This window comes from Methanomicrobia archaeon, from assembly GCA_016930255.1.
Classification (GTDB): Archaea; Halobacteriota; Syntropharchaeia; order Alkanophagales; family Methanospirareceae; genus JACGMN01.
The window spans coordinates 74,055-88,817 of sequence record JAFGHB010000005.1 but is presented as its reverse complement, the minus strand read 5'-3'; the positions used below and the strand labels follow the sequence as shown (position 1 = coordinate 88,817).

General features: G+C 50.9%; 15 protein-coding genes and 1 tRNA gene. 2 read left to right on the top strand and 14 right to left on the bottom strand.

Translation table 11 applies throughout. The features are described 5' to 3' along the window. On the bottom strand, positions 1-2,742 hold a 2,742-nt coding region (locus JW878_00980; GenBank protein MBN1761638.1), incomplete at its 3' end, for a PQQ-binding-like beta-propeller repeat protein. A gap of 192 nt (positions 2,743-2,934) precedes the next feature. On the opposite strand from JW878_00980, the gene JW878_00975 reads away from it, so the two are divergent. Next, positions 2,935-3,165 carry a hypothetical protein gene (locus JW878_00975; GenBank protein MBN1761637.1) on the top strand — a complete coding sequence of 77 codons (231 nt, stop codon included), beginning with the start codon at positions 2,935-2,937 and terminating at the stop codon, positions 3,163-3,165. A gap of 27 nt (positions 3,166-3,192) precedes the next feature. Beyond that, entirely contained in the window at positions 3,193-4,713 is a 1,521-nt protein-coding gene (locus tag JW878_00970; GenBank protein MBN1761636.1) for a HEAT repeat domain-containing protein, read from the top strand. Positions 4,714-4,782: 69 nt separating this feature from the next. Here JW878_00970 and argB read toward each other — a convergent pair whose 3' ends face one another. The 13 genes from argB to JW878_00905 form a co-directional block, all read right to left on the bottom strand. Then, positions 4,783-5,652: an acetylglutamate kinase gene (gene argB / locus JW878_00965; protein ID MBN1761635.1), complete on the bottom strand. Its 870-nt coding sequence runs from the start codon at positions 5,650-5,652 to the stop codon at positions 4,783-4,785. A gap of 88 nt (positions 5,653-5,740) precedes the next feature. Beyond that, positions 5,741-6,523 (bottom strand): ribonuclease III family protein, encoded by a 783-nt coding sequence (locus JW878_00960; GenBank protein MBN1761634.1) that lies wholly within the window; start codon positions 6,521-6,523, stop codon positions 5,741-5,743. Between the two features lie 113 nt (positions 6,524-6,636). Continuing rightward, the gene (gene fhcD, locus JW878_00955) at positions 6,637-7,524 is read right to left on the bottom strand and encodes a formylmethanofuran--tetrahydromethanopterin N-formyltransferase (protein MBN1761633.1); all 888 of its coding nucleotides are present in this window, start codon (positions 7,522-7,524) and stop codon (positions 6,637-6,639) included. Positions 7,525-7,571: 47 nt separating this feature from the next. Continuing rightward, positions 7,572-8,267: a 2-phospho-L-lactate guanylyltransferase gene (gene cofC, locus JW878_00950; protein MBN1761632.1), complete on the bottom strand. Its 696-nt coding sequence runs from the start codon at positions 8,265-8,267 to the stop codon at positions 7,572-7,574. Positions 8,268-8,372: 105 nt separating this feature from the next. Beyond that, a complete protein-coding gene (locus JW878_00945; GenBank protein ID MBN1761631.1) occupies positions 8,373-9,017 on the bottom strand; it encodes a DNA-directed RNA polymerase subunit D in 645 nt (214 codons plus the stop codon). Positions 9,018-9,098: 81 nt separating this feature from the next. Further along, positions 9,099-9,488 carry a 30S ribosomal protein S11 gene (locus tag JW878_00940; protein ID MBN1761630.1) on the bottom strand — a complete coding sequence of 130 codons (390 nt, stop codon included), beginning with the start codon at positions 9,486-9,488 and terminating at the stop codon, positions 9,099-9,101. A 1-nt stretch (position 9,489) separates the two neighbouring features. Further along, positions 9,490-10,038, bottom strand: a complete 549-nt coding sequence (locus JW878_00935; GenBank protein MBN1761629.1) for a 30S ribosomal protein S4 — start codon at positions 10,036-10,038, stop codon at positions 9,490-9,492. 14 nt (positions 10,039-10,052) lie between these two features. Further along, the gene (locus JW878_00930; GenBank protein MBN1761628.1) at positions 10,053-10,580 is read right to left on the bottom strand and encodes a 30S ribosomal protein S13; all 528 of its coding nucleotides are present in this window, start codon (positions 10,578-10,580) and stop codon (positions 10,053-10,055) included. Positions 10,581-10,638: 58 nt separating this feature from the next. Next, positions 10,639-10,737 (bottom strand) — tRNA-Ser (locus JW878_00925). Beyond that, on the bottom strand, positions 10,717-11,718 hold the full coding sequence (locus tag JW878_00920) for an RNA-guided pseudouridylation complex pseudouridine synthase subunit Cbf5 (GenBank protein ID MBN1761627.1): 1,002 nt from the start codon (positions 11,716-11,718) through the stop codon (positions 10,717-10,719). The genes JW878_00925 and JW878_00920 overlap by 21 nt, the downstream gene beginning before the upstream one ends. Positions 11,719-11,787: 69 nt before the next feature. Further along, entirely contained in the window at positions 11,788-12,849 is a 1,062-nt protein-coding gene (cofH, locus tag JW878_00915) for a 5-amino-6-(D-ribitylamino)uracil--L-tyrosine 4-hydroxyphenyl transferase CofH (GenBank protein ID MBN1761626.1), read from the bottom strand. Positions 12,850-12,871: 22 nt separating this feature from the next. Then, positions 12,872-13,867 carry a methanogenesis marker 2 protein gene (locus tag JW878_00910; protein ID MBN1761625.1) on the bottom strand — a complete coding sequence of 332 codons (996 nt, stop codon included), beginning with the start codon at positions 13,865-13,867 and terminating at the stop codon, positions 12,872-12,874. A gap of 22 nt (positions 13,868-13,889) precedes the next feature. Next, positions 13,890-14,696 carry an HAD family hydrolase gene (locus JW878_00905; GenBank protein MBN1761624.1) on the bottom strand — a complete coding sequence of 269 codons (807 nt, stop codon included), beginning with the start codon at positions 14,694-14,696 and terminating at the stop codon, positions 13,890-13,892. Positions 14,697-14,763: the final 67 nt, after the last annotated feature.

Genomic DNA, 14,763 nt, shown 5'->3' with positions numbered 1-14,763 from the left:
GGGATTATAGGCTTCGCCACCTATCGAGGTCACCATGAGTCCCCACCCCATATCCACAACTTTATACGAGAAGTTGCCGAGCTTCGATGCCGCATCAAGTGCTCCCAAGGCGGTTGGTTTATCAAAGTAGTGTGAGACATTGGCAGTATCAACGATCGTGGAGGTGCCGACGATTACGTCTCCGTACCAGACCGTTTCGTTCTGGCCTTCAATACGGACGGTGATGCAGGGAAGGGAAACGCTCACATTCCTCTTTAGGGACCTCACAAATCCTTCTTTCTCAGCGTACACCGTATAGCTCCCTGCACGTGATAACGATAGTGTTGCATTTCCATTGCTGCCGGTGGTATAATTTACCGCTCCAGCGTAAACGGTGGCATTATCGAGCGGTTTCCAGCCGTTCGTCGTGTCATTGTAATACGTTACGGTTACGTTAAATGGTTCGCCTGCAGTTACCTTCGTCTTATCAAGCGTTATTGCAAGTGGCGCGGCGGTGAAAGAGCCTAAATACCATAAAACTTCCTTGTGTGGCACGGATGGCGGCTCGGTCACACCGACTATGAAATCAGCAGCACCGACCATAGGCGAGTAATAATCGACACGGTACAGCCATGACGGATCCCAGGTTATGGGATTATAGGCTTCGCCACCTATCGAGGTCACCAGGAGCCCCCATCCCATGTCCTCAACTTCGTACGAGAAGTTGCCGAGCTTCAATGCCGCATCAAGAACTCCCAATGCGGTTGGTTTATCGAAGTAGTGCGAGACATTGGCAGTATCAACGATCGTGGAGTTGCTGAGGGTTACGTCTCCGCACCAGATCGTTTCGTTCTGGCCTTCAATACGGACCGTGATGAGAGGAAAGGAAACGCGCACAGTCCTCTTTACCGACCTTACAAAACCTTCTTTTTCGGCGTACACCGTATAGCTCCCCGCACGTGATAACGATAATGTTGCGTTTCCATCACTGCCGGTGGTATAATTTTCCGTTCCAGCGTGAACGGTGGCATTATCGAGCGGTTCCCAGCCGTTCGTCGTGTCATTGTAGTAGCGCACAGTTACGTTAAAGAACTCGTCCACAGCTACACTCGTCTTCTCGAGCGTGACATCCAGTGGATCTGCAGCACTGGACCCGTAGTACCAGAGTATCTCTCTGTGCGGCGTGGAGGGCGGTTCTGTCACACCCACTACGAAATCCGCGGCACCGACCGTTGGCGAGCAATAATCGACACGGTACAGCCACCGATCCCCGGTTTCGGGATTGTTAGCCTCACCACAGAGAGATTTCACTAAAAGCTCCTCTGTTTGGTTTTCAACCTCATAAGAGAAATTCCCAAGCTTCGACGCGGCATCTACCGCACCCAATGCGGTTGGTTTATCGAGGTGGTGCGAGACGCTGTCCGTATCAACGATCGTGGAGTTGCTAAAGGTTACGTCGCCGTGCCAGATCGTCTCGTTTTTGCCCTCTATTCTTACGTTGGTAGTGATTGCGGGATTTTCGCCAAAGGCGTACACGCTCCCATCATCTGCGCCAATGAATAAGATGCCATCGGCAACTGCTGGTGAGGACATGACACACTGATCAACACCATAGGACCAGCGTAGCGATCCGTCGGTCGCGTTGAGTGCATAGATCGTTCCATCTCCTACCGCACCACCAAGCACACTTGTTCCGAAAAAAACCGTCTCGCGTGCCACAACGGGAGAAGATTGTATAACACCATCGACTGTATAATTCCACAGTTCTACCCCGGTTGACCCGTCATAGCAGTATAATTTCTTATCATCTTCTGACCCGATGTATACCTTTCCGTTCGAAATCGCGGGAGAGGACATCACGCAACTAAAGGGATTACTCCACACCTCGCCACCAGTACGTGCATCCACGGCGTACATGCTATCCGCAGTCGCAAAGAAGACCGTGTCATTCCAGATCGCGGGCGTCGACTTGATCTGCGTGCTGGTGTTGAACTGCCACTCGATTGTGCGTGAGGATATGTCAACGCAGAAGAGCGAATGGGTGGTAAGATGCCCGGCGAAGTAGACCTTACCATCTGCGATCGCCGGCGACGTATAATAGAACGTATCACCGGTTGAAAGGCTCCATACCTCGGTTCCATTGAAGTCAAATACGTGCAGCGTTCCGTTATTCAGGGAATTGTTTGAGAAGGTAGTTACAAATATAAGATCCTCAGCGTCGTAGACAACGGGAGACGAAGCGACACCCCAAAACAGCGGATCGTGCTCGATCTTCTTACTCCACCGCGTTTCGCCACTGGTCGCATTTATGCAATAGAGGTAGCCGCTCTTAGATCCGACGACGAGCTTGTCGTCGCCAAAGAGCGCTGCAGTCGATGCGCCACCATCGCCTCCATATAACGAATTATTCCACCGGATGGTACCGGTGCGTTCATCGAGACAATGGAGACCGTAACTGCCCACACCCATCTCCCAGTTTGATGCATAGACGCATCCATTGGCGACGGTGGGCGAGGATTCAACAAAGCCGCCGAGATCTGTAGACCAGAGGAGATCATCGGTCATCGGTGCATCCCCGCTCACGTTCCCCGTCCTCTGGAGATCGTAATGGAACATCGGGTACCCGTCTCCGGTCTCTGCCGCTGCCATCGTTGGCATCGCGGCTGCTAGCAAGAGGAGGACAATCGCGCCTTCTAATACGAACGCATTCAAACGCACACCACCACCATCACAATCAGAACCGGCTAAAGACGATGTGATCATTTCTCTTTCACTTCATACTGAAAGGTGCAGTAGCGCCATAAGTAACTTCGGTTTTGGGTAAGTACTGTAACCTGAATGGGTAACAACTTCGGGAATCCGCGCGTTGAGCGATGGTAAGTTATCGTACTGCTAACACATGAGCAATCGAAACAGATTTAACAAACGTCAGTTCTAGTTAAGATAAGAGGCATAATGAGGATCGATCAGGCAAAGATTCACCGGAAAACCCTGAGCGATAACGCCGAAGAACGCCAAAAAGCAGCAAAACGACTAGGCAGTAACTTTTCAGTTCTGAGAGACAAAATGCAAGCGTGGGCCGACCTCCATCGGTTGACTGGGGACAAGTCCCGCTATGTACGAATGACAGCTGCAGAAGCGCTGGGCTCCGCATTTCCACACGTTCCTGATAAGGAAGAGGCGTAGGCCGACCTTGTTCGGTTAACCCGGGACGTGAACTTTATACGGTGGGAAGCTGCAAAAGTACTGGGCACGGCATTTCCGCATGTCCCTGATAAGGAAGAGGCGTGGGCCGACCTTGTTCGGTTAATCCGAGACGCGAAAAGCGATGTAAAGTGGAGTATTACAAGAGCACTGGGCACGGCATTTCCACATGTCCCCGATAAAAGGCAGGCGTGGGAAGACCTCCATCGGTTGACACGGAACACGAACAGCGATATACGGAGGGAAGCTGCAGGAGCACTGGGCACGGCATTTCCACATGTCCCCGATAAAAGGCAGGCGTGGGAAGACCTCCATCGGTTGACCCGGGACGCGAACAGCGATGTACAGTGGAGAGCAGCAGAATCGCTGGGCTTGGCATTTCAGCATGTCCCTGACAAAAGACAGGCGTGGGCCGACCTCCATCGGCTGACCAGAGACAAGTACAGCAAGGTACGAGTATCTGCAAATCATGCTCTGGGTAGGGTATCCATATTCAAAGCAACAGAGGCAGAAACCGAAGATGCGTTCAGGAAAGAGATAGAAAACGCTATTGCATTTTTCGAAGCATCATCACGAGAAGCGGTGACTTATAGCAACCCGGCCAGATTCTGTCTCCCTTTTTACCGCTCGTTCTACACGGTAACCTTCAAGAAACCGGACGCTGAAACTGAAGTACAGAACTATCTTGTCGAGGCGAAACGTGCAGCGGAAGGTTCGGAGAGCAAAGAGAAACTCCTCGAAGCGGTTGAAAACCTCGCGGGTGCACTTAGAGAAGTTCAAGACGCACAAAAAAAGGATCTAGACGAAATAAAGAAACATCTAGATCTTTGTAAACAACACTGCGATCAAGCTGCAAAACTTCTCGAAACCACGGAGGTTAAAGCACCAGGCGCAACGGCACTACTTAGGAGGAGCGTTCCAATAATCGACCAAAGAATAAAGGAGATAGTAAGAGAAATTTACCAGAAAGCAGTGGAGGTTTGTAGACTGACGAGGGGTACCTCGCTTGAAAATGTGGGATATGAGATCAACCAGATAGGTAAGAATCTCTTACTTGTCGAAGATTCAATAGATCTCGAAAAAGGAGTAGAGAATTTACTGATTGTTGTATCTGATATTTGTGACAAAATACCTGGCGAAGAGAGGGGAGTGGCATGTGAATTGCTCGAAAAAGCAAAAGCAGAAACTTACATAGAAGATAGGATTAATTTGATTAATATTGTTTTGGGTAAAATCCCTGCTCACATTCGTACGAGTGGGCTTGAGAAAAAAATTGATGCATTAATCGTTTCCTTGAAGCCCGGTATACGCGAAGAACTTACGATAAGCGTTGGCGCTGAAGTATTTGGCACTGGCGTGCAACATGTTATCACTATTTCACTCCAAGCAATCTCTTATCCCGAGTTAAAAGATGATTTAACAAAACTAAAGGAGAAAAGTACAATTAAATTGGCGAGCCTCCCACAACGATTAGCTCATAAAGTTAAGGACTATCTTATCAGAACTAAGAAAGAGGATTTTTTGGAGTAGTTGCGTTGATTCGATATTTCTATGTTTCCGATCCAGAGGATAAAGAAAAGGGGGAACGAACGTTCAGAACTAACCGATCATCGTCCCGATGCCTTCATCGGTGAAGAGCTCGAGGAGGAGTGAGTGCGGTTTGCGACCGTCGATGATATGCGCGGTGACGCCGCCTTCCGTGGCACGGAGACTTGCTTCCACTTTCGGAATCATGCCCGCACCGATAATCTGCTTCGCGATGAGTTCCTGTAGCTCGAGGGGCGTTGTCCGGGCTATTAAGGTTGTCAGATCGTCGGGATCTCTCAGCACGCCAGGGACATCGGTGAGCAGTATCAGCTTCTTGGCCCTAATCGTAGCAGCGATCTCGCCGGCGACGGAATCGGCGTTGACGTTGAGGCTGTTGCCCGCGGTATCGACGGCGATGGGCGAGATCACGGGTATATAGCCCTGCTCACTGGTGAGATTGATGATCTCTGCGTTGATCGTCTCGATCTCGCCAACCCAGCCGAGATCAACCTCCTGCTCCTCGCCCGCGAGGCCGACCTTCTGCTTCCGCTTCTTCTTCGCCACGATCAATGCACCATCGTTGCCCGAGAGCCCGAGACCTTTGCCGCCGTGCGTGCCGATAAGCGAGACGATGCGCTCGTTAACGTTTCCCACGAGCACCATTTGGGCGATCTCCATGGTCTCGTCGTCCGTAATGCGGAGCCCGCCGACGAAGGTGGGCTTCTTTCCCAGCCGTTCCATCAACCGCGTTATCTCCGGGCCGCCGCCGTGCACCACGATGGGGCAGATGCCAACGAAGCGGAGCAGCACCAGATCCTGCGTGATCTTGTCCATGATGCTCTCGTCCACTAACGCATGCCCGCCCATCTTTATTACCACCTTCGAACCGTAGAATTCACGGATGTACGGTAACGCCTCGATCAGGACTTCTTCTCGTTTCATCGCTCGTTCACTAAGATCAAGAACCTATGCTAAGAAAAGGCTTGTGCTCAGGAAGAAAAACGCACATTCAATCCGTTACCGCTCATCGCTACAACGATTGTAATCTCCATGCTCGCTCTTCCATGTAGCGATATGCCTTCTCAATGATGTCCGTCTCAGCCTCTTTTTTGCTGCCAAACCACCTGTCGCTGTTCACGCCCTGCAGTTCGACAAATCGTCCGGTTTGCGGATCTCGAATCGCGCACGCTTCGATTCGCCACTGTTTCTGGTGTGCTGCGCCTTGTGATTCGTACGTGAATCGTATGTCCGGGTTGCCGCGGTTTATCTCTCTGAACTTGTTCTCAAACTGGTTCCTTAGAGGGAGGAAGTCTTCTTTCGTTGACAGTTTTGCCTTCAACTGCTCGAAGATGGTGAATCTCTGGAGGAACTGCGTCACCTCTTGCATTCCCTCTACACCTCCGCTATCTAAATAAATCGCACCGCAGATAGCCTCGAAAACATCTGCAACCACTTTCGTGCTTATCCCTTCTCGGTCTTCCCGTGCTCGTATGTAATTCCTGAGTCCTATCTCTTCGCCGTATTCTGCCAGGCGCTGGTTATTCTCCAGCTCCGCCTTCAGAAAGGTCATCTTACCTTCATCGAGCGATCCTTCTACCACAAGGTTCTCCGTCAATATCAGACTGATCACACGGTCACCGAGAAGTTCGAGTCGTTGATAACTCGCAGTCTCTGGACGCTCTTTAGAATACGAACTGGCCGTTATAGCTTCTGCCAGTAGCGCTTTGTCCTTGAAATGGTGGCCAATGCGTATTTCTAACTCCGAGAGCTTGGCCGTTATATCCTCGTTTCCTGCTCCTGGTGGTTCAGTCATCAAAATTCAATGCAATAGAGCAATTCAAGAAAAATACATAAAGAGGAATCTCTACCCCTGAGCGGGCGTTTATTCCTCTCTCATCGATAACTGGTCTTGGACTGCTTCTTTATTTAGAGTCCTAACACGTCCTTAAGCTGGAACTGGTATTTACCCAGTGTGCCGCCGAAGTTACCTGCGCTTATTTTCACCACGTCTGGAACCTTCACCGCCGCTTTTATTCCTACACGCATTGCTTCCTTAACCGCTTCCTCACTCACGCCGTCGATCACTATTTCATACACACCATTCACGCCTTCGGGTATTTGAGAGCCCTCCACTTTATCCCTCAAGGTAGGGCAGAACTTCTCATTGGTACTGGCATGCATGAACTTGTATTTTGAACCCACTTTCGAGCCTGATGCAACAACGCCACCGGTAAACGGGGTTATTGTGCCTTCTACCTGTCTGATGGCGGCAACGGCATTTTCAGCTGCGGTTAATGCTGACATCTGGTCCTTCGCGAGGATGAAGAAATTCCCGCCGGCAACCCCGGCCTGAACGCCGTATTCCTCTTCACAAATGAAGTCCCCTTCCATCATCGGAATGCCCCAGACTTTACGGCCACTAACTTCTTTCTCATATTCAAAGCCATCGCCAAAGAAGTGGAGTTTTATAGGGATTTTTTCTTCTGTTTCGAGACCATTGAACATGGCTGTTGTCGGAGCTGTGAATACACACTGTCCTAATCGTCCCAGCAGTTGATCCTTTATGCCGTCCTTTTTAAAGTGGCAGATCATTATTGCCACTCCAGGTCTCCCATCCGGTGTCTCCTCTGAGGTTAGTATTTTATCTATTCCTGCCTCAGCGGGGCATCCAATAACCGACGTCCCGAATCCCGTTGTCTCCCTCGCTGCTTCCATCGCCCATCGCTCATTCACTGCCGTTATCAATACACGTGCAACCTTTATCGGAAACGCTTCAGCAAATGTATCTTCTACCTCTATTCCTTCCAATTCCATTTTTTTCACCTTGATGAGGGAGAGGGTCGCGAAGTACTAAAAGGTTTCTATTTTTCGCCCCGCTCTACCCTCGCGCGTGTCTTCGCATCTCTATCCACACGAAGCCGAACGCCGATACGACGTAGATAGCCCGCGGCGAAGCCGTTTCCGTGTATCAGTAACTCTATTAGGTCTTCTCCCTCGTCGATATCCATACTGATAAAGAAGGAATCATAAACCGCACAGCTCAAATTCCGCCGTCTCGCAGTTTCCCGATGCGCTACATAGCTCGTACCGTAGTAGGAGACAAAGAACTCGTATGGCTTCCGCAGGAATAACGCGTTCGTGCCGCCTTTACGCCCCGGTACGATCACGACGTCCTCTTCACGCTCGATAATGCCCTTTATACTTTCGGGCGTCGTGAGCGGGAGATCAGCCATGAGAATCAGCACCGGCTCTGCTTCGTTCGCTATCGCATCGTTAAGCGTTTCGTTCAGCCCGCGGGCGTCCTCCCTGACGCTTATCGTTAACTTCGCTGGAGCGGCATTCGCTTGTATCTCTGCAACGTTTACTTCTGCTGCTATCTCATCCCAGGAGCCGGTTGAAATTATCTCCACATCGTCTATCTTCGAGTTGGATAACGCCGTTAAAACGTCCTTCAGCATATTTATCGCGAGTTCCGCTCGTTCGCGGTCGCTTAGAAACTGCCCCAATCTCGACTTTGCGCCTTCCTTCTTAAACGGGATAATCGCTTTCACGTCCATACCGTCCGCATGACAGTAGAAAAATCTTTCGATACTTGACTGGTCAATCAAAAACTATTCAGAGTGTGGGGTGGTTTAACGCAGGAAGACTCACGATTCAGAAGGTTAGGATAGCTCGCTCAGTCCCGTAAGCACGCTCTCGCATTTCTCTCGCATTATTCTCGCTGCTGCTTCTATTATCATATCCACGGGTAGAGCGCCGTCACTCTCAACTTCAAAGAGTAAATCGTCCTTATGCTCTTTGTCCGGCATGTCCTTGTAGCTGCAGACAGTAACCGGCTGCCACTTCGCATGCTCTTTCCCGCTGCCCAGCGTCGCTATCGCTTCGAGCGCGATCTTCTGCTGTGCAACGGATTTTATACCACCAACTTCACGCTCCGAGGAGATCAGCTTCACTATCGGGATATTCTTAAAGGCAGCTTCCACCGTGGGGTCTGAGGAGATGAGTTCCCTGGAATAAACTATCGTATACCCCTCGCGTTCAGGGCTGATCGCCTGTAACGTCAGCGAAATTTGGTCGTCAGGGCTAAAGTCACTAAGATCGGTCTTCAGCGGAATCAAAGCTAAACGAAGTGCTAATTGCTCATCGTACAATAACGAGGTGTTCTCGTGGATGTTCACGTCGTCGATCGCGAGCTTCGGCACTTCGGAGATCATCGCTCTCCTCAACGCATTTGCAAAACGCACTTTCACGCCTGAGAGCATGAATTGCACTTCCTTTTCCCCGTGATCCACTATTTTTACGTTCATTTCAAACCTTTTTCAAAAAAGAGCAAGCAGTTGTAGCAAAGAGTTCGGTTAACCGTATCCGAACTGTGATGCTTACGTCGCTTAAACTCTTCTCCCTCGCTTGCCACCCGGGCGCTTCGTGCCGTCGTGTGGTATCGGCGTGACGTCTTCTATCTTCCCTATGCGCAGGCCTGCACGCGCAAAAGCCCGTATCGCCGCCTGTGCACCAGGAGCGGTCGTTCGCGATTTACGCCCTGCCGCGGCCTTCACTTTTACTCGTAGCCCTGTTATCTCCCGCTCTCGTAGCTTATCCACAAGTTGCGTTGCCATCTGCATCGCGGTATACGGCGAGCTCTCATCACGGTCCGCTTTTGCGACCATGCCGCCAGAAACGCGCGCTATCGTCTCCGCACCAGTCATATCGGTAATCGTGATGATGGTGTTATTGAACGAAGAGAATATGTGCGCAATCGCCCATCGTTCCTCTATCATTTTATCCTGCTACCTCCTCTGCTTCTCCTTTCGCCTCAACCGTAACCGGCGGTTCTCCATAATAGCCAATCTTCTTTTCCTCCTCCATGTCTACGTTATAAGAAGGAATGGTGACTCGTCTGCCATCCACCGCGATGTGACCGTGAACAATGAGTTGCCGGGCGTGTTTTATCGAATTGGACAGCCCTTTTTTAAAAACGCGTGTCTGCAGCCTCCGTTCCAGGATGTCCTCGACGGTCAGCGCCAGGACGTCTTCTAATCGCCCGCTCGCTCCTTCGCTCTCGCGCAATACGCCGCGCCGTCGTAATGCTGCCAGGATAGCGTCTTTCTTCCGTAACGTGTGCTCCGTGGGCTTCATACCTGCGATCTCAGCTAAAATCGTCCTTATCTGCCTCTGGTACTTCTTTATATGGCTTGCCGCCTTCCAGATTTCTCGCTTGTTCTTCAGCCCGTACATCTCCGCTAACTCGCGCTCCTCCTTTATCCTCGTCATCTCCCACGGCCTTCTCGGCTTCTCATACCGTTTCTTGCTCTTCCTTGGATGTCCCATTTTTCCTACCTACCTCACTTCTTGGCTCCGCCTTTCGCCGCTAGTTGCTTCTTCCTTATGACGCCCACCACCAGTCCTCTCCGTCCGGTGGATTTAGTCCGTTGCCCGCGCACTTTCAGGCCTCGTTCGTGCCGTATGCCACGGTAGGACCGAATCTTACGCAGCAGATTTATATCCTCTCGCAATTGCAATACATGATCCGCGCCCATGATATGCTTGTCCGTGCCGCTAAGCAAGTCCTTCCTCCTGTTCAGCATCCACTGCGGCAATCGCTTATCCACGCCGCTAATAGCAGTCTTCAACTGCTCTATCTCATCGTCTGAGAGGTTTCCCATCTTCACTCCCGGGTCTATCCCCGTGGAAATAACAACGACCTTCGCAACTCTCCTTCCTATTCCCTTTATCCCACATAGTGAATGCACTACGCTCCTTTTACCATCTAAGTCAGTATCCAAGATCCGGACAATATGCTTGAAATCCTCTTTCTCTTTTCCTATCTCTTCTTCCTTCGCTTCTTCTCTCTTTCCCGCTTCTTCAGTCATCTTTTCCTCTTCTCTCACACATCACTCACATACTTATATCAAACAAACGAAAATGTTTCGCCGAGGAAGGGATTTGAACCCTTGAGTTCCTTTCGGAACACAGGCTATCTAGTCTCACGAGCTCCAGGCCTGCGCCTTACCGCTCAGCCACCTCGGCTTTACTCTTCCAGCCCTTTGGATATGTTCCGGGCTTCATAAGTACTTTCTGTGTCTTTACACATATACCTTTATCTGCCCGAAGCATATCTTCCGAGTTCAGCGTTGCTTCGCCCCGGCTCACTGCTTCGCCCTTAGCTGTATATAATACCACATAATCTCCTCTATTTATTCCTTCTTCGATCCGCGTAATTCCCGGCGCCATGAGGTCAGCACCGTGACAGACCGCATCCACCGCGCTATCCTTTATTATCACGCAGGGAAGGTGCCTGAGCGTGTATTCGATTGGCATGATGATCTCCCGCAGAAGGCGCTCATCACCCTCTGCGCACAAAACGTACGCGTCTTTCAAGTCGTGTAGCGTCGTAAGCGTATCCTCACCGAAGGGGAACGCTTTCGTCCTTCGCAGTTGCGCCATGTGCGCGCCATACCCTAATGCGAGCCCGATATGATGGCAGAGCATTCGTATGTACGTGCCCGCTTCGCACCCCACTTTCATCAACACGTCCTTGCCCTCTAGCTCCTTTACATCGATGTAATGTATGGTGCGCGTCCGTATCTGCCGTTTGACCGCGGACTTCAGCGGTGGGCGTTGATAGATCTCGCCCACGAATTCGCCACACACTTCCCTCAGTTTCTTCTCAGGGACCGCTCCGTGCAGTCGCATCATGCACACGTACTCCTTATCGCCGACGAACGTATCAGCCAACTTCGTCGCCGCGCCGAGCAGAACAGGCAGCACGCCCGTGACCTTCGGGTCGAGCGTTCCCGTATGCGCCGTCTTGGTTATCTCCAAGATGTCTTTTACCCACGCGACGACCTCGTGCGAGGTGGGACCTGAGGGCTTGTCGATATTCACCACGCCCCGCTCAATATGCTCCCGTATCGTACGGGCTTCTGGTGCACAGCCGTATCGCGAATCCGTAACGGCAGGCGCCTTCTCCAATTTGCATCTTTCTAACGGCTTATCGAGTGTAATCATTCTTCAATCAATCCATCTGTGGTCTTCCTTCCTACATATATACATGGAACGTAAATGACAAGGCACGAATCAACCTATTTCGTAGAGGGTGGTTCTCCTCTTCGGCGTTCTCCCCGCATCCGTTATGAGTTGCTCAAACTCCTCAGGGCTCATGTACTCGCCGGACGGTGAACCTGATAATCGCGAGATGTTCTCCTCCATCAACGTGCCCCCCATATCATTCACACCGAATTGCAGCATCCGCTGCGCATCCTGCACGCCTAACTTCACCCAGGATACCTGGAGATTCGTGCAGTACGGATGAAGAATAACTCTGGCGAGTGCGTGTACGAGGGCATCCTCGGCAAAGGGAACATTCCGCTCCACCATTTGCCCCAACTCGTTGTTCTTCCGCATGAACTTCAGCGGTACGAACTCGGTAAATCCTCCGGTCTCACGCTGGATCTCCAGGATTTTGAATATATGGTCTATTCTGTGCTCCAGGGATTCTATATGCCCGTACATGATCGTTGCCGTTGACGGGATGCCCAAGCGATGCGCGGTCTTTATTATCTCCACCCATTTAGCCGTCGTTATCTTCGTAGGGCATATTATCGCCCGCACAGAATCATCAAGGATCTCCGCGGCCGTTCCCGGCATGGAACCCAGCCCGGATCTCTTTAACGCTTTCAACACCTCCTCTTCGCTCATCTTGGAGTTCCTTGCAGCATGATAGATCTCCATCGGCGAATAGGCGTGTAAATGCACATTGAACTGCGATTTTATCGTTTCTATGATCTCGCAATAGTTATCCACGACGAGGTTGGGGTGCAAACCGCCTTGGATACATATCTCCGTGGCTCCGAGACTCACTGCCTCTTCCACCCTGCTCAAAACCGTATCCATGCTCAGCATATATTCCTCTTCCTGTGCACCCTTGAACGCGCAGAACTTACACGCGCCCACGCAGATATTGGTGAAGTTGATGTTTCGGTTCACGAGATACGTAACCACATCGCCCTTCTCCTCCTTCCGCAGCTCGTCTGCAGTGCGGAACAACAAAGGAGGGTTAGCTGCTAAAGCGAGTGCATCTTCTCGTGCAACGTCGCCTGCTCTTATCCGCTCGTAGAGTCCGTCAAAATCCTCTTTCATAGCTCTACTCTACCAGTGTGGTCTATTTCTCTCCACCTACTATTCCTGTTATTATCTCTTTATTAAAGTCAAAAATCGTCACCGTATCGGTGCCATCGGTTATCTTTAATTTCTTACTCGAATCTACCTCGCCAATGATGGAGGCCGCGATACCCGCCTCGTTGAATATCTTTATGCAGTCCGCGCCGTTATTATCATCCGCAACCGTGAGCACGAACCCGGTTCCGGGGTACATCTTCAACCATTGCGCAAGAGGTACTTCATTCGTATCCGGTATTGGAATCGCAGCCGGCTCTACAAGCGCTCCCACCCCTGAACATTCAAGTAACATGCCAAGCGTGCCTAACGTGCCAGGGTTGCTTATGTCCTTTCCCGCGGTCGCTAATTTCCGCTCACCGATCTTCACCATGGTCTCCAACTGCGCTCGTACTACCGCGGGCGATTTCTGCGTCGTGGTGTCCCAAGCCAGATTGTACGATGGAGATATTCGGCCATCGAGGTCAATTGCAGCCACTATCTTATCGCCCGGCTTCGCACCGCTGGAGAGGATAACACCGTCTCGCTTCACGGTGCCCACGATACTTACGTCAATCGCGTCGTAAATGGTGTCGGGATGCATGTGCCCGCCAACCATAGGAACGCCGAACTTCTTCACACCATCTTCCATGCCTCGCCCCAGTTCCATGCATATGTGCTTATTCTGGGTCGAAGTCAAATTCACCATTGCTAACGGAGTGCCGCCCATCGCCGCTATGTCGTTCACATTCACGAGCACAGCGCAATAGCCCGCCCACCAGGGGTCTGCACTCAGTAATTTACCCCAAATTCCATCGACCGCAAGTAAAACGAGATAGTCATCATCAACTCGGAGCACTGCCGCATCCTCGCCAAATCCCGATATCGTCCGGCTCCCTACCTTATCCGAATCACCAAGCCGTGTTACAAGATTGCTTATCGCTCTCTTACGCGTGACACCTTCGAAGGTCCTCATCTCCACAGCCAGCGCTTTCAGATCTATTTTCGCTTTCGAGCCACTCATTTTATCCCCGCATCTCCCTTACTATTTCTCTTACCTCTCTTATATCATTTATTCTGAAATCGGCAACATCAAAGACCTCTTTGGGTCTATTTGCCGCCTCTTGCAATGATAGTACCACGACATCTGCCTCGCGCATGGCGAGATAATCATTTTTATCGTCTCCTACCATTATCACTTTATGCGTCTCCTTCAACGTCCGCACTAATTCCTGCTTGTCCTCCGGCTTCATCGTGCCGAAGATATTCTCCGGCTGCAAGTCGGGTAAATAGGATGCCATTTCCTCCCGCTCTATCCTATCACCCGAGGCAATAAAAGTCTGCACACCCATGTCGCGTAATTCCTTGAGCAGTTTGAGTGTACCGGGGAAGAGATTTATGCCACCTGCAATTACATAGCGGACCCGCTCTTTTGCCATATCCATGATTAATCCTACTCCAAGCACGGGAAGAATGTCACACCGTCGCAGCAGAGATACCGCCTCGTGGATGTCTCCCAGCTTGACGCTCTTATCGCTTGCGATTACATCCCGTACTTTCTCATCGCTCACTCCTTCTCTCTTATATATAACCTTATTTTCGATTTTCTTCTCCCGCAACAAGTCAGCTAAGAGTTTCGAAGGGGCTTCCTTTTCCAGCGTCTCTTCGTATCGCGTCTTCAAAACGACCATCGCACCTGTTTCCAACCGGTCCGTGCACGTGATACCCGATACCCTGCTGCGCTTCGTTACCCCTCTCGCCATGTCCTTTATGATTCTGAAAGGTGCGTATATCACGCCAGAACCGTCAAAGACGACCGCTAAGCGTAACATTTGCACCTCCTCTTTCCCCTTTTCCAATCATTTTTGTCCGCGACTTTTAACAGGAACCTCACCAAAT

Excerpts from the sequence above, each read along its gene's own strand:
- cofC (MBN1761632.1), bottom strand. The coding sequence starts at position 8,267 with ATGGACGTGAAAGCGATTATCCCGTTTAAGAAGGAAGGCGCAAAGTCG.
- JW878_00935 (MBN1761629.1), bottom strand. The coding sequence starts at position 10,038 with ATGGGACATCCAAGGAAGAGCAAGAAACGGTATGAGAAGCCGAGAAGG.
- cofH (MBN1761626.1), bottom strand. The coding sequence starts at position 12,849 with ATGAAAGAGGATTTTGACGGACTCTACGAGCGGATAAGAGCAGGCGAC.
- fhcD (MBN1761633.1), bottom strand. The coding sequence starts at position 7,524 with ATGGAATTGGAAGGAATAGAGGTAGAAGATACATTTGCTGAAGCGTTT.
- JW878_00905 (MBN1761624.1), bottom strand. The coding sequence starts at position 14,696 with ATGTTACGCTTAGCGGTCGTCTTTGACGGTTCTGGCGTGATATACGCA.
- JW878_00930 (MBN1761628.1), bottom strand. The coding sequence starts at position 10,580 with ATGACTGAAGAAGCGGGAAAGAGAGAAGAAGCGAAGGAAGAAGAGATA.
- JW878_00920 (MBN1761627.1), bottom strand. The coding sequence starts at position 11,718 with ATGATTACACTCGATAAGCCGTTAGAAAGATGCAAATTGGAGAAGGCG.
- JW878_00960 (MBN1761634.1), bottom strand. The coding sequence starts at position 6,523 with ATGACTGAACCACCAGGAGCAGGAAACGAGGATATAACGGCCAAGCTC.
- argB (MBN1761635.1), bottom strand. The coding sequence starts at position 5,652 with ATGAAACGAGAAGAAGTCCTGATCGAGGCGTTACCGTACATCCGTGAA.
- JW878_00940 (MBN1761630.1), bottom strand. The coding sequence starts at position 9,488 with ATGATAGAGGAACGATGGGCGATTGCGCACATATTCTCTTCGTTCAAT.
- JW878_00945 (MBN1761631.1), bottom strand. The coding sequence starts at position 9,017 with ATGAACGTAAAAATAGTGGATCACGGGGAAAAGGAAGTGCAATTCATG.
- JW878_00975 (MBN1761637.1), top strand. The coding sequence starts at position 2,935 with ATGAGGATCGATCAGGCAAAGATTCACCGGAAAACCCTGAGCGATAAC.